This is a genomic window from Streptomyces amakusaensis, assembly GCF_039532665.1.
GTDB lineage: Bacteria > Actinomycetota > Actinomycetes > Streptomycetales > Streptomycetaceae > Streptomyces > Streptomyces amakusaensis.
In genome coordinates this window covers 86,152-103,216 of the sequence record NZ_BAAASB010000024.1, presented here as the reverse complement: position 1 = coordinate 103,216, position 17,065 = coordinate 86,152, and the positions used below count along the sequence as shown (strand labels likewise).

The 17,065-nt window shown below is 72.3% G+C and carries 17 protein-coding genes and 1 pseudogene; 12 read left to right on the top strand and 6 right to left on the bottom strand.

Annotation, left to right across the window (positions count from 1 at the left end; all coding sequences use genetic code 11):
• Positions 1–116, bottom strand: a pseudogene (locus ABD371_RS31530) (electron transfer flavoprotein subunit beta); the annotation flags it as partial.
• Between the two features lie 183 nt (positions 117–299).
• On the opposite strand from ABD371_RS31530, the gene ABD371_RS31525 reads away from it, so the two are divergent.
• Complete coding sequence (locus tag ABD371_RS31525) at positions 300–995, top strand: TetR family transcriptional regulator (protein ID WP_344484605.1); 696 nt, start codon at positions 300–302, stop codon at positions 993–995.
• A 41-nt stretch (positions 996–1,036) separates the two neighbouring features.
• Here ABD371_RS31525 and ABD371_RS31520 read toward each other — a convergent pair whose 3' ends face one another.
• A complete protein-coding gene (locus ABD371_RS31520) occupies positions 1,037–1,627 on the bottom strand; it encodes a TetR/AcrR family transcriptional regulator (RefSeq protein ID WP_344484587.1) in 591 nt (196 codons plus the stop codon).
• A 107-nt stretch (positions 1,628–1,734) separates the two neighbouring features.
• On the opposite strand from ABD371_RS31520, the gene ABD371_RS31515 reads away from it, so the two are divergent.
• Genes ABD371_RS31515 through ABD371_RS31500 form a run of 4 tightly spaced genes read left to right on the top strand, consistent with a single transcriptional unit; the run spans position 1,735 to position 4,499 of the window.
• Positions 1,735–2,148, top strand: a complete 414-nt coding sequence (locus ABD371_RS31515) for a VOC family protein (RefSeq protein ID WP_344484584.1) — start codon at positions 1,735–1,737, stop codon at positions 2,146–2,148.
• A 58-nt stretch (positions 2,149–2,206) separates the two neighbouring features.
• Positions 2,207–2,887, top strand: coding sequence for an ABC transporter permease (locus ABD371_RS31510; protein ID WP_344484581.1), 681 nt, complete (start codon positions 2,207–2,209; stop codon positions 2,885–2,887).
• Positions 2,884–3,555: an ABC transporter permease gene (locus ABD371_RS31505; protein ID WP_344484579.1), complete on the top strand. Its 672-nt coding sequence runs from the start codon at positions 2,884–2,886 to the stop codon at positions 3,553–3,555. Before ABD371_RS31510 ends, ABD371_RS31505 begins: the two co-directional genes overlap by 4 nt.
• Complete coding sequence (locus ABD371_RS31500) at positions 3,552–4,499, top strand: ABC transporter substrate-binding protein (protein WP_344484577.1); 948 nt, start codon at positions 3,552–3,554, stop codon at positions 4,497–4,499. Before ABD371_RS31505 ends, ABD371_RS31500 begins: the two co-directional genes overlap by 4 nt.
• Before the next feature lie 67 nt (positions 4,500–4,566).
• Here ABD371_RS31500 and ABD371_RS31495 read toward each other — a convergent pair whose 3' ends face one another.
• Both ABD371_RS31495 and ABD371_RS31490 read right to left on the bottom strand, forming a co-directional pair.
• A complete protein-coding gene (locus ABD371_RS31495; protein WP_344484575.1) occupies positions 4,567–5,862 on the bottom strand; it encodes a hypothetical protein in 1,296 nt (431 codons plus the stop codon).
• A 72-nt stretch (positions 5,863–5,934) separates the two neighbouring features.
• Complete coding sequence (locus ABD371_RS31490) at positions 5,935–7,098, bottom strand: ABC transporter ATP-binding protein (protein WP_344484573.1); 1,164 nt, start codon at positions 7,096–7,098, stop codon at positions 5,935–5,937.
• A 216-nt stretch (positions 7,099–7,314) separates the two neighbouring features.
• Between ABD371_RS31490 and ABD371_RS31485 the strand changes: the two genes are divergently transcribed.
• The 3 genes from ABD371_RS31485 to ABD371_RS31475 all read left to right on the top strand — a co-directional run bounded on the left by ABD371_RS31485 (position 7,315) and on the right by ABD371_RS31475 (position 10,620).
• Positions 7,315–8,460: a glycoside hydrolase family 5 protein gene (locus ABD371_RS31485; RefSeq protein ID WP_344484571.1), complete on the top strand. Its 1,146-nt coding sequence runs from the start codon at positions 7,315–7,317 to the stop codon at positions 8,458–8,460.
• 88 nt (positions 8,461–8,548) lie between these two features.
• Positions 8,549–9,847, top strand: a complete 1,299-nt coding sequence (locus ABD371_RS31480; RefSeq protein ID WP_344484568.1) for an alpha/beta fold hydrolase — start codon at positions 8,549–8,551, stop codon at positions 9,845–9,847.
• A gap of 41 nt (positions 9,848–9,888) precedes the next feature.
• On the top strand, positions 9,889–10,620 hold the full coding sequence (locus ABD371_RS31475) for a PIG-L deacetylase family protein (RefSeq protein ID WP_344484565.1): 732 nt from the start codon (positions 9,889–9,891) through the stop codon (positions 10,618–10,620).
• Positions 10,621–10,675: 55 nt separating this feature from the next.
• On the opposite strand, the gene ABD371_RS31470 is transcribed toward ABD371_RS31475, so the two are convergent.
• Together ABD371_RS31470 and ABD371_RS31465 are read right to left on the bottom strand one after the other, a co-directional pair.
• Entirely contained in the window at positions 10,676–11,431 is a 756-nt protein-coding gene (locus tag ABD371_RS31470; protein ID WP_344484562.1) for an SAM-dependent methyltransferase, read from the bottom strand.
• A gap of 75 nt (positions 11,432–11,506) precedes the next feature.
• A complete protein-coding gene (locus ABD371_RS31465) occupies positions 11,507–12,412 on the bottom strand; it encodes a ribokinase (RefSeq protein WP_344484559.1) in 906 nt (301 codons plus the stop codon).
• Between the two features lie 157 nt (positions 12,413–12,569).
• Between ABD371_RS31465 and ABD371_RS31460 the strand changes: the two genes are divergently transcribed.
• From ABD371_RS31460 to ABD371_RS31445, 4 genes are read left to right on the top strand one after another with little or no spacing between them, the layout of a single operon-like run.
• On the top strand, positions 12,570–14,204 hold the full coding sequence (locus ABD371_RS31460; protein WP_381735183.1) for an ABC transporter substrate-binding protein: 1,635 nt from the start codon (positions 12,570–12,572) through the stop codon (positions 14,202–14,204).
• A gap of 53 nt (positions 14,205–14,257) precedes the next feature.
• Positions 14,258–15,223 carry an ABC transporter permease gene (locus ABD371_RS31455; RefSeq protein WP_344484556.1) on the top strand — a complete coding sequence of 322 codons (966 nt, stop codon included), beginning with the start codon at positions 14,258–14,260 and terminating at the stop codon, positions 15,221–15,223.
• The gene (locus ABD371_RS31450; RefSeq protein WP_344484553.1) at positions 15,216–16,082 is read left to right on the top strand and encodes an ABC transporter permease; all 867 of its coding nucleotides are present in this window, start codon (positions 15,216–15,218) and stop codon (positions 16,080–16,082) included. The genes ABD371_RS31455 and ABD371_RS31450 overlap by 8 nt, the downstream gene beginning before the upstream one ends.
• The gene (locus ABD371_RS31445) at positions 16,079–17,053 is read left to right on the top strand and encodes an ABC transporter ATP-binding protein (RefSeq protein ID WP_344484550.1); all 975 of its coding nucleotides are present in this window, start codon (positions 16,079–16,081) and stop codon (positions 17,051–17,053) included. Before ABD371_RS31450 ends, ABD371_RS31445 begins: the two co-directional genes overlap by 4 nt.
• Positions 17,054–17,065 lie beyond the last annotated feature (12 nt).

Here is a 17,065-nt window from a genome sequence, read left to right as displayed (position 1 = left end):
AGCTCCGACAGCAAACCGTCCACACCCTCACGGTCCACCGTCAGATCCCCCGCGAAACGCCGGTCCCCCGCCGCATCGGGCACATACTTCACACAGACAACAATCCTCAAGCTCACGCCGGCTCTCCCACTGCTGGACGGATTCGTCCCGATCAGGCTATGGAACTCAGTACCCCTTGTAAAGGTACGGAGTGCCAAATGGTGGTCTCCGGTGTTACGTTTCCCGGCATGACTGAGGCACGCAGATCACGCGGGGCCGCCGCGGGCCCGGCGGCGGACGGCCCGGCCGCCAAGACGCCCATGCGCGAGCTGCTGGCCGAGGCCGCGTTCGAACTCTTCATGGAGCGCGGCTTCGAGGGGACGACCGTGGACGACATCGTCGCGCGGGCGGGGGTGGGACGCCGGTCCTTCTTCCGCTACTTCCCCTCCAAGGAGGACGCGGTCTTCCCCGACCATGAGCGCTGCCTCGCCGACATGACCGAGTACCTGGAGCGGGCCACCTCGGGAGACCCGCTGGACAGGGTGTGCGAAGCGGCCCGGATCGTGCTGCGCATGTACGCCGCCAACCCCGTCTTCTCGGTGCGGAGATACCGTCTGACCCGCGAGGTTCCGGGGCTGCGCACCTATGAGCTGTCCGTGGTGCGCCGCTATGAGCGCACCCTCGCCGGCTATCTGCGCGGCCGCTGGGGCGATGCTCCGGACGGATCGCTCCGGGCCGAGGTGATCGCCGCCGCCGTGGTCGCCGCGCACAACAACGGGCTGCGCTCCTGGCTCCGCTCGGGGGCCGTCGGCGACGCCGAAGTCGCGGTGGACCACGCGCTCGCGCTGGTGCGGGAGGTCTGGTCCCGGACACCGGACCGGCCGGTGACCGTGCTGGACGGCGCGGACGGCGACGGCCGCGAGGTCGTCGTGATGGTCGCGCCCCGGGGGGCCCCGCTGTGGCGGGTGGTCCGCCAGCTCGAATCCGCCCTGGCGGAGACCCCGGCCGCCGAGTAGCCACCCCATGGTGGCACTGAGTGCCATCAATAGTGCGCGGCTCAGTGCGTCCGCAGCGCCCCCAGCATTCTGGAGAGCGCCGCCCTGGTGTCCGCCAGATCGTCGGCGGAGCCGGACGCGGCCAGCCACAGCGCCGCCTCGTTCATCGCGCCCGACAGCAGATGCGCCAGCGGGATCACCGGCTGGGGCGCGATGACGCCGCGCTCGACCAGATCGCCCAGCTGCTCCGCCAGATGGCGCGCGGACGAGGACTCGTCCATGGCCCGCCACTCGTGCCACCCCAGCACCGCCGGGCCGTCGATCAGCATGATCCGCTGAATGTCGGGGTGGGTGGCGGCGGTGATGAACTCCTGGCAGCCGGCCGCCAGTCGCTCCCACGGATCCTTCCGCTCCTCGGCCGCCGCGGCGACCCGCTCGCCCACCTCCTCCTGCACCTCCGTCAGCACCGCGCGGAACAGCGCCGCCTTGCTGGCGAAGTGGTGGTAGAGCGCGCCCTTGGTGACATCGGCGGCCTCGACGATCTCCGCCAGTCCCACCGCCGCGTACCCCTGTGAGGCGAACAGCTCCCGGCTCACGTCCAGCAGCGTCCGGCGGGTCCGCTCCCGCTGCTGGGCTCTCGTCGTCTGCGGCATCGTGCTCCGTCCGTCCGGGCGGCCGGGAGTCCCGGCTTGTTGACATACCGATGGTACGTCAATAGATTCTTGGCATACCGCTGGTATGTCAACGAAGGGAAATCGCCGTGCTCTCCAGCTTCTACCCCGTTATCGCCACCGACCGTGTCCAGGAGACCGTGGACTTCTACACCCGTCTCATGGGCTTCGAGATCACCTTCGAGGCCGACTGGTACGTCAGCCTCCGCCGCGCCGGCGACCTCCCCCACGAGCTGGCCGTGCTCGACCACACCCACCCGACCATCCCCGAGGGTTACCGGAACCCGGTCACCGGCCTGCTGCTCAACTTCGAGGTGGACGACGTGGACGCCGAGTGGGAACGCCTCGTCGTGCGCGAGGGCCTCACCCCCCGGCTCGAACTGCGCACCGAGGAGTTCGGCCAGCGTCACTTCATCGTCGCCGACCCCAGCGGCGTCCTCGTCGACATCATCACCGAGATCCCGCCGGCCGAGAGCTACGCCGACGGCTTCCGCACCCCGTGAGCCCACGGACAGGCCAGCAGAACGCGCGCGCGTCCGCCCGCCGGGCTCCAATGGACGAGTGACGGCGACACCCGACGACTGCCTCGCCCGCAATGAGTGGATCTGCGGCGAGTACCTCTCCACCCGCCGATCGATCCTCGGGGACGCGGTGGTCCAGCACCTCCAGCTCACCGTCGCCGCCGTCCTGATCGGCCTCGCCGTCGCCGTACCGCTCGCCGTCGCGGCCCGCCGCTGGCGCTGGGCCGCCGGACCGGTGCTCGGGATCACCACCGTCCTCTACACCATTCCGTCGCTGGCGATGTTCTCGCTGCTGCTGCCCGTGTACGGCCTCTCCGCCTCCATCGTCATCGCCGGACTGGTGTTCTACTCGCTCACCCTGCTCGTACGGAACATCCTCGCGGGCCTCCGCGCGGTCCCCGAGGAGACCCGCCAGGCGGCCCGGGGCATGGGGTACGGCCCCGTCCGGCTGCTGCTCGCCGTCGAACTGCCGCTCGCCCTGCCCGCCGCGATGGCCGGGCTGCGGATCGCCACCGTCTCCGCCGTCTCCCTGGTCACCATCGGGGCCATCGTGGGCTACGGCGGCCTCGGCAACCTCATCTACTCCGGCATGAACACCTACTTCAAGGCACAGGTGCTCACCGCGTCCGTCCTCTGCGTCGTCATCGCCGTCACCGCCGACCTGCTGCTCCTGCTGGTCCAGCGGTACGCGACGCCCTGGACGCGGGCGGTGGGGGAGTGAACACCCTCGCGGGGGCCTGGGACTGGCTCACCGACGGGGCCAACTGGTCCGGCGAGGGCGGCATCGGGAACCGGCTCACCCAGCATCTCTATCTCACCGGCGTCTGCCTGGCCCTGAGCTGTCTGATCGCGCTGCCCGTCGCCCTCGTCCTCGGCCACATCGGGAAGGGCGGCGCGCTCGCCGTCAACATCTCCAACATCGGCCGGGCCGTCCCCACCTTCGCCGTCCTGGTCCTGCTGCTGCTCAGCCCGATCGGCGGCCACGGCTCCTGGCCCACGATCATCGCGCTGGTGCTCTTCGCCGTGCCGCCGCTGCTCACCAACGCCTATGTCGGCATGCGCGGCGTCGACCGGGACGTCGTACGCGCCGCACGGGGCATGGGCATGACGGGCCGGCAGCTGCTGACCGGGGTGGAGATCCCGCTCGCCCTGCCGCTGATCCTCACCGGCGTACGGATCGCCGCCGTACAGCTGGTGGCCACCGCCACCATCGCCGCGCTCGCGGGCGGCGGCGGCCTCGGCCGGATCATCACCGCCGGCTTCAACCTCGCCTCCACCTCCCAAGTCGTCGCCGGCGCGCTCCTGGTCGCCGTCTTCGCCCTGCTCGTGGAAGGGCTGTTCGAGGCGGGGCAGCGGCTGGCCCCCTCCTGGACCCGGGACCGGGGATGACACGGCCCCTGCTCGTCCTCGGGGCCCTGCTGCTGCTCGTGCTCGCCGCCTGCGCGACCGGACCCTCGCTGGAGCGGAGGGGCGATGTCACCGGCCCGCCCGGCGACAGCCGGGATCTGACGATCGGCTCGGCGGGCTTCACCGAGAGCGATCTGCTCGCCCAGATGTACGCGCTCCTGCTCCACCGGGCCGGCTACCGAACCAAGATCCTCTCCGTCACCAACCGGGAGATCTACGAACCCGCGCTGGAGAGCGGACAGATCGATGTGGTGCCCGAGTACGCCGCGACCTTCGCCGACTGGCTCAACGCCAAGGTCAACGGCCCGGACGCGCCCCCCGCCGGATCGCCCGACCTCGCCCGGACCATGACGGCCCTCCGCCGGCTCGCCACCCCGCGCGGTCTCGACGTCCTCGACCCGGGCAGAGCCGTCGACCAGAACGCCTTCGCGGTCAGCCGCTCCTACGCGGCCGAACACCGGCTGAAGACCCTCAGCGACCTCGGCCGGTCCCAACTCCCCGTACGGCTGGCGGCGGGCGACGAATGCGTCAGCCGCCCCTACTGCGAACCCGGGCTGAAGAAGGTCTACGGAATCGACATCACCGCCGTCGACCCGAAGGGCGTCGGCACCACCCAGGCCAAACAGGCCGTCCAGAACGGCCAGGACCAGATGGTGCTGACCACCACCACCGACGCCACCCTCGACGACTTCGGCCTCGTCCTCCTCGCCGACGACAAGCACCTCCAGAACGCCGACTACATCGTGCCGGTGGTCAACCGCGCCCGCGCGGGCAGCGCCGGCGTCACCCGCGCGCTGTCCGCGCTCAACACCGTGCTGACCACGGCCGACCTCGCCAATCTCAACGAGCGGGTGGACAGCTGGCGCAGGCTGCCCCAGGACGTCGCGAGCGAGTACCTCCGCTCCAAGGGCCTGCTCCCCGGCTGACCGGCCGCCCCGGACGCCGGACCCAGGGGCGTCAGCGCCGCCGCCGAGGCCTTGAGCGGCCCACCCCTCAGACGGGACGGGCCGCGTGCAGACTCTCCAGCCGGCGCTGGAGCACCCTGAGCGCGCCCCGCTGACGGCCGGGCACCCGGCGGCGCAGCGCGACCAGCCGGGGGGCCAGCGCTCGGGCCCCGGCGGCGTCCTCGATCTGCTCCCACTGGTGGTGGGCGCGGTCGACCGCGGCCTCGACATCGGGATCGTCGCTGGCCTGCTCGCGCGTCAGCCGGGCGTCGGCCGCGGTCATCCACAGCTCACAGCTGAGCCGGGGTTCGCGCGCCAGCCGGGCCAGATCCGCCCGTACCTCCAGCCAGTGGATCGCCTGTACGGAGCCGGGCCCGTGGGCCCGCATCTCCTGCTGCTCCCACGCGGCGGCGGCTGCCGCCGCCTCGCTGTGCCGCCCCGCCTGCGCCGCGGCGAGTATCGCCGGATGCGGGTCGCCGTCGCCGACCGGAATCGCTGCTCGCGCAGGCTCCGGGGAGCCCTGCTGCGGCCCGGAGCCGCCGCGCCCCTGCCCGCCGCCGGCCGCACCCGCCGCACCCGCCGGGACCGGCGCGGGCCGCCGGGTCCCGGCGGGATCGTGGACCGCCGGAGGGGGCGTCATCGCCTGTGGTGCGTCCCGCCCGGCGGCGCCGGTGTTCGCCGGCAGGGCGGGGGTGCCGGAGAGCAGCAGCGCGCCCGACATCCCGGCCTGGATCGCGGCCTGTTCGTGCAGGGTGTCCAGATCCGGACGGGACCCGCCGCGCCAGATGGCGGCGCAGGCCCGCAGATACGCGGGGCCCGGCTCCTCGCGGCGCGAAGCGGGCGGTGCGACCCGGCCGTACAGCCGGATCGACAGCCCCAGGCCGAGCCCCTCCTCGCCCACCCGCCGCCAGGCCTCCGGGTCCGCGACCAGATCGACGAAGACGGTGGTCGTGCCGGGCCGCCGGATCGTCAGCTCCGAGGCCAGCCAGTGCCAGGGCAGACCGGTGTACCGCAGGGTCGAGGGGGTGGACCGGGCGAGCGCCAGATGCGGCAGCCGCTGCTTGCGGTCGAGCTGGAGCTGCCCCGCGACGTACAGGAAGAGCGGCCCCGGCGCGGCGGCGGCCGACCGGATCCGGGTCAGCACCGTCTGCGGGTCGAGCGGGTCGGCCAGCTCGATCACCGTCGCCGCCGAGGTGCCCGTCAGCACGCTCGGCGGGACCGCGGCGAGCGCGGGCAGCACCGAACTCGCGTCGACCAGACGCCCCTTCCCGACCGGCGCGGCCGCGATCAGCAGCGCGGTTCCCGGCGCGGCAGTGTCCCCACCCGTGATCAGCACACCCAGCACGGTATCCGACGAGGCCGGTGCCGAGCGCCTCGTACGCCATTCCGGGCATGCCTCTCAGCCGTTCAGCGGTCGCTACACATCGGACACCGAGTCGAACTCCACCTCGTCGCGGGAGACCCCGCGCTCGTCCGCGTCCACCGATCTGCGCAGCGCCTCATGGAGTTTGGCCGGGGTCAGCACCCCCGCGAAACGGGATCCGTCCACCACCGCCACCCACCCCGCGTCATGCTGGAGCATCTCGCTGAACGCCTGCTTCAGCGGCGCTCCGAGCGGCACCCAGGCCTCCATGCGGCGGGCCAGATCGCCCACCGTGCCCCGCTCCCCGGCGAGGGCCAGGGCCTCCGCCGACACCCAGCCGTGCAACTCCCCGTCCGTGCCGACCACCACGGCCCAGCGCGCGCCCTCGGACCGCAGCCGGAGCGCGGCCGTCCGCACGCTCTCGTCCAGTCGGGCGAGCGGCGGCTGCTCCAGGTCGTCCTCCTCGATCGCGGTGACCGAGAGCCGCTTCAGCCCCCGGTCCGCGCCCACGAAGCGGGCCACGTACGGGGTCGCCGGGGTGCCCAGCACGGCGGCCGGGGTGTCGAACTGCTCGATGCGCCCCTGTCCGTACACGGCGATCCGGTCTCCCATCCGGACCGCCTCCTCGATGTCGTGGGTGACCAGCAGCACCGTCTTGCGCACGGTGGCCTGGAGGTTCAGGAACTCGTTCTGGAGCCGTTCGCGGACCACGGGGTCGACCGCGCCGAACGGCTCGTCCATCAGCAGCACCGGGGGATCGGCGGCCAGCGCCCGGGCCACCCCGACCCGCTGGCGCTGGCCGCCGGAGAGCTGGGCGGGGTAGCGCGGGCCGTAGGTCCCCGGGTCGAGCCCCACCAGATCGAGGAGTTCGGCCGCCCGGGCGCGGGCCCGGGACTTCTTCCAGCCGATCAGGGCGGGCACGGTGGCCGTGTTGTCGAGCACCGTGCGGTGCGGGAAGAGCCCGACCTGCTGGATGACATAGCCGATACGGCGGCGCAGCTTCACCGGGTCGACGGACGAGATGTCCTCGCCGTCGATCAGGATCCGCCCCGAGGTGGGCTCGATCAGCCGGTTGACCATCATCATCGTGGTCGTCTTGCCGCAGCCGGACGGGCCCACGAGGGTGACCAGCTCCCCCTTCGCGACCTCGAAGGACAGGCCGTCGACGGCGGTGGTGCCGTCCGGGTAGACCTTGGCCACCTGCTCGAACCGGATCATGTGTCCACGCTAGGAGCGGCGGACGGCCTCCGCACACCGGCCGGGACCGGACGGGCCGGGACCGGCCCGTCCGTCCCTCTGTCCGTCAAGCACTGCCGCGCGCGACACGCCGAATCCTTCTCCCGCCGAGCCCCTTGCAACAGCTTGTTGGAGCCCTTTACCGTTAGGAAAGTTTCCTACCACTCCCGTCACCCACGACCAAGGCAAGGGAGAACCATGGATATTTCCCGCAACCGACTGCGCTCGCTCACCGGCGCCGGCACACTCGCCGCCACGCTCGCGCTCGGCCTCACCGCGGCTCCGGCCACCGCCACCGCCACCCCCTCGGTCCCGCTGACCCCGGCCCCCGCCGCGGGTCCCGTCCTCCCGGCGGCGAACACGCCCGCCCCCGCCGTCAGGGCCCCCGCCGGATCACCCGTGGCGATCAACGGACAGCTCAAGGTCTGCGGCACCAAGCTCTGTAATCAGTACGGCAAACCCATCCAGCTGCGCGGCATGTCCACCCACGGCATCGGCTGGTTCCCCAACTGCTACACCACCGGCTCGCTCAACGCCCTGGCGAACGACTGGAAAGCCGACGTCCTGCGCATCTCCATGTACATCGAGAAGTCCGAGAAGGGCTATCTGGAGAACCCGCGCAAGTACACCGACATGGTGCACAACCTCATCGAGCAGGCCACCGCGCGCGGCATGTACGCGATCGTGGACTGGCACATCCTCACCGAGGGCGACCCCTGGACCAACATCGGCCACGCCAAGACCTTCTTCAAGGAGATCGCCGAGCGCCACAAGAACAAGAACAACCTGCTCTTCGAGATCGCCAACGAGCCCAGCGGCACCAATGTGACCTGGTGGACGATCAAGACGTACGCCGAGGACCTCATCCCCCACATCCGGCAGTTCGACCCGGACACCCCCGTCCTCGTCGGCACCCGCGACTGGTCCTCCTTCGGACTCTCCGGCTCCACCAATGAGTCCGAGGTCGTGAACAACCCCGTCCAGGCCTCCAACATCATGTACACCTTCCACTTCTACGCGGCCTCCCACCGCGAGTGGTACCTCGACGGCCTCACCCGCGCGGCCGACAAGATCCCCGTCTTCGTCTCCGAGTTCGGCACCCAGAACTACTCCGGCGAGGGCGCGAACGACTTCCCCATGACGCAGCGCTTCCTCGACGTCATGGCGAGCAAGAAGATCAGCTGGGTCAACTGGAACTACTCCGACGACCACCGCAGCGGAGCCGTCTTCAAGCAGGGCACCTGCAACTCCGGCGGCCCCTGGACCGGCACCGCGCCGCTGAAGGAGGCCGGAGTCTGGATCCGGGGCAAGATCAGGACCCCGGACAACTTCCCCACCAGCTGATTCGTCGCCCTGTTCGACGCCCCGCGCCCGCCCGTGAAGTCACCGTGTGATCCCATGGGCGGGCGTGCAGCACAGAACAGGAGCTTTCGTGACCAGCTACCGCCAGCCCGGCGTCGTTCTCACCGACCGCCGCTTCACCGTCCCGCTCGACCACTCCGACCCCGGCGGGGAACAGCTGGAGCTGTACGGACGGGAAGTGGTCGCCGCCGCGCGGGCCACCGAGGAACTCCCCTGGCTGGTCTATCTGGAGGGCGGCCCCGGCTTCGGGGCCCGCCGCTTCGTCGGGGCCCAGGCCTGGCTGGGACGCGCCGTGCGCGACTACCGCGTCCTCCTCCTGGACCAGCGCGGCACCGGCCGCTCCGCTCCCCGGAACCGCCAGACCCTCGCCCCGCTCGGCACCCCCCGCGCCCAGGCCGACCACCTCGCCCACTTCCGCGCCGACAGCATCGTGCGCGACTGCGAGACGATCCGCGCCCGGCTCACCGGCGGCGCGCCCTGGAGCGTCCTCGGCCAGAGCTTCGGCGGATTCTGCGCCACCCACTACCTCTCCACCGCACCCGAGGGGCTGCGCGAGGTATTCATCACCGGCGGCCTGCCCTCCCTCGACGGCCACGCCGACGACGTCTACCGCGCCGCCTACCCGCGCATGCGGCGCAAGGTCGAGGCCCACTACGCGCGCTACCCCCAGGACGTGGCCCAGGCCCGCCGGATCGCCGCCCACCTCGCCGACCACCCGACCACCCTGCCGGGCGGCCACCTCCTCACCCCCGAGGCGTTCCAGTCCCTCGGCATCCTCCTCGGCAGCGGCGACGGCAGCCACCAGTTGCACTACCTCCTCGAAGACGCCTTCATCAAGGCCGGCGACCGCCACGAACTCTCCGACGCCTTCCAGGAAGCGGTCCGCGCACAGCTCTCCTTCGCCGGACACCCCCTGTACGCCCTGCTCCACGAGGCCATCTACGGCCAGGACGAGCGCCCCACCGGCTGGTCCGCCGAACGGGTACGCGCCGAGTTCCCCCGCTTCGACGCCGCCACCGCGCTCGCCGGGGACGCCCCGCTCCTCTTCACCGGCGAGACCATCCACCCCTGGCACTTCGAGACCGACCCCGCGCTGCGCCCCCTGCGGGAGACCGCCGAACTCCTCGCCGCCCGCACCGACTGGGCCCCGCTCTACGACGCGAAGCGGCTCGCCGCCAACGAGGTGCCCGTCGCCGCCGCCGTCTACCACGACGACATGTACGTCGACACCACCCATTCGCTGACCACCGCCCGCGCCATCCGGGGGCTGCGCACCTGGGTGACCGACGAGTACGAGCACGACGGAGTCCGGGCCGGCGGCCCCCGCGTCCTCGACCGGCTGATCTCCCTGGTCCAGGGCGAGATCTGACGTACCCGGACCGATCCACGAGAAGGCCCTAGGGTTGGGCCATGGACGAGCAGCTGAAGCCGATGCCCGACGACTGGCGGCGAGCGCTCGCCGTCGTGGCCCACCCCGACGACCTCGAATACGGCTGCGCGGCGGCCGTGGCCGGCTGGACCGACGGCGGGCGGGAGATCGCGTATCTCCTCGCCAGCCGGGGCGAGGCCGGGATCGACACCGTCGACCCGGCCGAGTGCGCGCCGCTGCGGGAGCGCGAGCAGCGCGCGGGCGCGGCGGTCGTCGGGGTCTCCGAGGTGGAGTTCCTGGACCACCGGGACGGTGTCATCGAGTACGGCACCGCCCTGCGGCGGGACATCGCGGCGGCGATCCGCCGCCACCGCCCCGAACTGCTGATCACCCTCAACCACCGGGACACCTGGGGCGGCGGCCACTGGAACACCCCCGACCACCGGGCCGTGGGACGGGCCGCGCTGGACGCGGTGGCCGACGCGGGCAACCGCTGGATCTTCCCGGAGCTGATCTCCGAACAGGGCCTGGAGCCCTGGGGCGGGGTCCGCTGGGTCGCGGTCGCGGGCTCCACCGAGCCCACCCACGCGGTCGACGCGGGCCCCGGCCTCGAACGCTCCATCCGCTCGCTCCTGGAGCACCGCACCTATCTGGAGGTGCTGACCGAGGACCCGGACAGCTATGTCCGCTCCTTCCTCACCGACATGGCCAAGGAGGCGAGCCCGCGCTTCGGCGGCAGGCCGGCCGTGACCTTCGAGCTGTTCCCCCACTGACGGCCCCGGCCGGTCCCGCCCGCCCGCGCGGGACCGGCCCCCCGGCTCCCGGCCCTCAGCCCTCGTCGGACTCCGTCCGCCGGAGCAGCAGCGTCACGAATCCGAGCGTCCGGCGGTAGCCGTGCAGCCAGGCGTCACGGTGCTCCCGCGCCGCCCTCAGCGCCGCCGCGCGCTCCGCGCCGGGTGCCCGGTCCAGTCCCCAGCGGGCCAGGGTCCCGGTCCACGACCACTCGTAGTCGTCCCACTCCTCGACCGTGCTGACATGCCCGTACACCGGAGTCCAGCCGTCGTCCCCGATCCGGTCCACGGTCACCGCGAGAGAGTCGTACTCCTGTGCGGTGAAGCCCGCGTCCAGTGTCTCCGGCCCCGGCTCGCGCTCCCAGAAACCCTCGCCCACCAGGACCGAACCGCCCGGCGCGAGATGCCTGCGGGCCGCCGCGAGCGTGGGCAGCAGACCCCCGAAGGCATGGGTGGCCCCCACCGAGAGCACCAGATCGAAACGGTGGTCCGGGGCGAACTCCGAGGCGTCCCCGACACGCAGCTCGATCTGACCGGCGAGCCCGTCCGCCGCGCAGGCCGCCCGCCCGCTCCCGACCGCCGAGGCGTCGATGTCGATCCCTTCGGCCCGCACCCCGGGCCGGCCCCGTACCGCACGCCTCAGCCAGACGCCCTCCCGGCAGCCGAGATCGAGAACGCGTTCGTCCCCGCGCGGCAGGGCCCGGTCCAGCAGCCCGGTCACCGAGGTCTCGTGCAGGGGAGCGGCGACGGGGTGATCCCCATGGGCGATCGAACTGATCATCTGACGGTCCATGGACGCATCCTGCCGCCCGCCCGCCGCCCGGTCTCCCGGATTTCCCGCGCGCTGTGGACCGGAGACGGCTCCGGCTCAGCCCGCCGGCAGTTCGTCCGGGGTCGGGTACGAGTCCTGCGCGCCCCGGCGCGTCACGGCCGCCGCCCCCACCCGTACGGCGTACGCGGCTGCCGTGACCAGCCTCTCGCCGAGACTCAGCCGCCACGCCAGCGCGGCGGTGAAGGCGTCGCCCGCCCCCGTGGTGTCGACCGCCGTCACCCGGGGGCTCGGCACCGGCACCACCGGGGCCGAGGGGCCCTCCGCGACCAGCGCCCCGGCGCTCCCCAGCGTGATCACCACCGAGCGCGGTCCGAGCGCGAACAGCCCCCGCGCCCACGCGCCCGGCTCGTCCCCGGCCGCGCCGCCGAGCAGGAACCGGGCCTCGTGCTCATTGACGATCAGCGGATCGCAGACGGCCGTCACCTCGGCGGGCAGGGCCGCGGGCGGAGAGGGATTGAGGACCAGACGGCTCCCCGGGGCCAGCGCGCGCACCGTCTCCACCACCGTCGCGAGCGGGATCTCCAGCTGCGCCGAGACCACCCGCGCCGCCCGGAAGAGCGGCGCGGCCCCCCGTACATCGGCCGGGGTCAGCCGGGCGTTCGCGCCGGGCGACACCACGATGCTGTTGTCGCCGGAGGGATCCACCGTGATCAGCGCCACCCCGGTGGGCGCGCCGCCCACCAGCACACCGTCCACCGCCACCCCGGCCGCCCGCTGGGACTCCAGCAGCAGCCGCCCGTGACCGTCGTCGCCGACCCTGGCGAGCAGCGCGGTACGCGCCCCGAGCCGGGCCGCCGCCACGGCCTGGTTCGCGCCCTTGCCGCCCGGATGGACGGCCAGGTCGGAGCCGAGGACCGTCTCGCCGGCTCCGGGCCGCCGCTCCACACGGGTCACCAGATCGGCATTGGCCGAACCGACGACCAGCAGGTCGTAATCGCTCATGCGCCACCTCCTCACGGGTCGGACACGGCCACCTTCTCATCAGCGGGCGCGGGGACCGGCCGAAGCCGATCGAGCCAATGTTTCCCGCATCCTTTACGTGCTGTTTAATGCATGACGTTCGCAACAACAGCTGATCTTCAGTAGGGGTGTGGGAGCCGTGTCTGCCCGACCGATCCGACCGATTCGTTCGACCCGTTCCATACGCGGCCTGGCGGCCCTGACCACGGCCGCCGCGCTGACCGTCGGCGCGACCGCCTGCTCCAACCCGGAGAGCGGCGCGTCGGGCGGCCAGGGCGAGGGCGAGTCGGCGGTCGTCGGCATCGCCTACGAACCCGAGAGCCTCAGCCCTCTCCTCGGCTTCGGCAAGGACGGCAACTCCAAGATCTTCGACGGGCTGCTCGCCCTCGACGGGGACATGAAGCTCAAGCCCGCCCTCGCCGCGGCGCTCCCCGAGGTCAGCGAGGACGGTCTGACCTACACGTACAAGCTCCGCCAGGGCGTGAAGTTCAGCGACGGCAAGCCGTTCTCGGCCAAGGACGTCGTCTTCACCTACCGCACCATCCTGGACGCGAAGACCAACAACGCCTCGAAGTCCGAACTCGACGCGGTCAAGGACGTCAGGGCGACCGGGGACGACACCGTCGTCTTCACCCTGAAGTACCCCTACGCCCCCTTCGCCCAGCGCACCGTGCTCCCCATCGCCCCCGAGCACATCGCCGGCAAGCAGGACGTCAACACCGGCCCCTTCACCACCAAGCCGATCGGGACCGGCCCCTACACCCTGACCGGCTGGTCCAAGGGCGAGAAGATCAGCTTCAAGGCGAACCCCTCCTACTGGGGCGGCGAGCCCAAGGTGAAGAAGTTCACCATGGCGATCATCAAGGACGACGACGTCCGCGCCACCCGGCTGCGCGCGGGCGACCTCGACGGAGCGATCCTGCCGCCGAACCTCGCCGAGGGCTTCAGCGGCGACAAGGCGAAGAAGACCCACGCCGCGAAGACCTACGACTACCGGACCGTGACCCTGCCCGGCGGCAACAAGGTCGCCAAGGACCAGGCCGTCCGCCAGGCCCTCGACATCGCCGTCGACCGCCAGACCATGGTCGACCGGATCCTCGAGGGCGCGGGCAAGCCCGCCTACGGCCCCGTCCCCACCGGCAGCGAGTGGTTCGCCGAGGGCACCGAGCGCGTCCACGACCTCGACCGGGCCAAGAAGATCCTGGACGAGGCCGGCTGGAAGCCCGGCAAGGACGGCATCCGGGTCAAGGACGGCGTCCGCGCCGAGTTCCCCCTCTGGTACCTCTCCGGCGACCGCCTCCGCCAGGACCACGCCCTCGCCTACGCCTCCGACGCCAAGAAGGCCGGGATCTCCATCAAGACCCAGGCCGGCACCTGGGAGGTCATCCAGCCCCGGATGAAGACCGACGCCGTCCTCGCGGGCGGCGGCGCACCCGGCGACCCCGACTTCGACCAGTACCTCCTGCTCACCTCCTCCCTCGCCGGAGACGGCTTCAACAACATGGGCTGGTACGACAACCCGGTCGTCGACAAGGCCCTGGAGAAGGGCCGCGAGAGCGGGAAGAAGGCCGAGCGCAAGGCCGCGTACGACACCGTCCAGCGCGAACTGGTCAAGAACCCCGGCTACACCTTCCTCACCCACATCGACCACCTCTACGTCGTCAACGACAGCTGGGACGGGCTCACCACCCAGATCGAGCCCCACGACCACGGACTGGCCTCCGGCCCCTGGTGGAACGTAGAGGACTGGACCCCCAAGGGCACGAAGAAGTGAGCACCGGCCTCATCGGGGGGAAGACGGCCCGCCGCCGTCTCCCCTGGGGGCCCATGGCACGCATGGCGGGGCGGCGAGCACTCTTCGCCGCCCCCGTCCTGCTGGCCGTGACCTTCGGAGTCTTCGCCGTCGCCGACGCCTCCCCCTTCGACCCCGTCAAGGCGTACACCGGCACCGCGGGACTCACCGCCTCGCAGGAGAGCCTCGACCAGATCCGCGCCAACCTCGGCGTCGACCAGCCCCTCACCACCCGCTGGTGGAACTGGCTCACCTCCGCCCTGACCGGCGACTTCGGCGACTCCAGCGTGATGCGCCAGCCCGTCGCCGACGTCATCGCCGAGCGCATGGGCTGGTCCGTGCTGCTCGCCGCCTCCGCGTTCCTCGTCGCCATCGTCCTCGGCACCGCGCTCGGCGTACTCGCCGCCCGCCGCCAGGGCGGCTGGCTGGACCGCTGCGCCTCCGCCGCCGCCTACACCCTCGAAGCCGCCCCCGCCTTCTGGCTCGGACTGCTCGCCATCTGGTTCTTCGCCCTCGAACTCGGCGTACTGCCCGCCGGCGGACTCACCGACACCGCCAGCGACGTCATCACCTTCGGCCAGGTCGCCTCCCACCTGGTGCTGCCCGCCGCCGTCCTCGGCATCTCCCAGCTGCCCTGGTTCTTCCTCTACGTACGCCAGGGAGTCGCCGACGCGCTGGACGAGGACCCCGTACGCGGGGCGCGCGCCCGGGGACTGAGCGAGACCTCCGTACTCCTGGGCCACGCGCTGCGCTCCGGAATGCTGCCCATGCTCACCCTCATCGGCTCCCGGGTCCCCGAGCTGATCACCGGCGCGCTCCTCGTCGAGACCGTCTTCAGCTGGCCCGGGATCGCCGCCGCCACCGTCGAGGCCGCCACCTCCGTGGACTTCCCCCTGCTGGCCGCGCTCACCGTGCTGGCCACCACCGCCGTACTCCTCGGCAACCTCCTCTCCGACCTGCTGTACGGACTCGCCGACCCGAGAGTGGGCTTCGATGGCTGACACCCTCTGGCGCTCCACCGGACAGACCCGGCGCTCCACCCGCACGGTCCGGATCTCCTTCTCCGCCGTGATCGTCGCCGCCGTCGCCCTCGCGGTGCTGATCGTGCCGCCCCTCGCCCAGCTGGACGAGCAGGCCGTCGACCTCTCCAAGAAACTGCTGCCCCCGTCCTGGGAGCACCCCTTCGGCACCGACGACGTCGGCCGGGACCTGCTGCTCCGCTGTGTGTACGGGCTGCGGATCTCCCTCCTCGTCGGACTGGTCGCCGCCCTCGTCGCCACCGTCGTCGGCACCCTGGTGGGCGCGGCGGCAGCCGCCTTCGGCGGCTGGACCGACCGGATCGTGATGCGGCTGGTCGACACCTTCGCCTCCGTGCCCCATCTGCTCCTCGGCATCTTCATCGTCGCGATGTTCCGCCCCGGGGTCTGGCCGGTCATCGCCTCCGTCGCCCTCACCCACTGGCTCTCCACCGCCAGGATCGTCCGCTCCGAAGTCCTCTCCCTGCGCTCCCGGCCCTTCGTCGACGCGGCGATATCCGGTGGAGCCTCCCGGCTCCGGATCACCACCCGGCATCTGCTGCCCAGCGTGCTCCCGCAGGCCGGCCTCGCCGCCGTCCTCATGGTCCCGCACGCCATGTGGCACGAGTCGGCGCTCTCCTTCCTCGGCCTCGGCCTCCCCACGCACCAGGCCAGCCTCGGCAATCTGGTGCAGTCCGCGCGCAGCTCCCTGCTGGCCGGGGACTGGTGGCCCACCCTCTTCCCCGGACTGTTCCTGATCATCCCGACCCTCGCCATCGCCGGCCTCGCCGGAGCCTGGCGGGAACGGATCAACCCGCGCCGCCGATCGGAGCTGATGCTGTGACCGCCGCCGTCCTGTCGGTACGTGATCTCTCGGTACGGTTCCGGATGCGCGGCGGCCGTCATGTCGCCGCCGTCACCGGCGCGTCCTTCGACCTCGCGGCGGGGGAGTGCCTCGCCCTCGTCGGCGAGAGCGGCTGCGGGAAGTCCGTACTCGCCTCCGCGCTCCTCGGCCTCCTCCCCGGCAACGCCCAGACCGCCGGCAGCGCCACCGTCGACGGCCTCGACCTGCTCGGCGCGGACGAGCGCACCCTCGCCCGCTCCGTACGCGGACGGCGCGTCGGACTGGTGCCCCAGAGCCCCGCCGCGCACCTCACCCCCGTCCGCACGGTCGGCGCGCAGCTGGAGGAGACCCTGCGCGCGCTCACCGCCACCCCCCGCCGCGAACTGCGCCGGGCCGCGGTCGCCGCCGCCGAACGCGCCGCCTTCCCCGCCGGCCATCTCGACCGCTACCCCCACGAGCTCTCCGGCGGACTCGCCCAGCGCGCCGCCACCGCCCTCGCCCTCATCGGCGACGCCCCGCTGCTGCTCGCCGACGAACCCACCACCGGCCTCGACCGCGACCTGGTGAACGGCACCGTCGACGAGCTGCGCCGCCACACCGGCGACGGCGCGACCGGCCGGGCCCTGCTGATGATCACCCACGACCTCGCGGCGGCCGAGCGCATCGCCGACCGCGTCGCCGTGATGTACGCGGGCCGCATCGTCGAGATCGCCGAGGCCCGGACCTTCTTCGGCGAGCCCGGACCGCTCCACCCCTACGCCCGGGGACTGCTCGCGGCCCTGCCCGAGCGCGACTTCACCCCGATCCCCGGAATGCCCCCGGAGCTGGGCGACCTCCCCGAGGGCTGCGCCTTCGCGGCCCGCTGCGACCGCGCCACCGGCCTCTGCGCCACCCGCCCCGACTTCGCCTCCGGCCTCGCCTGCCACCACCCGGCGGCCGTCCCCGGCGAACGGAGCGCCGCCCATGCGTGACCCGCGCCCCGG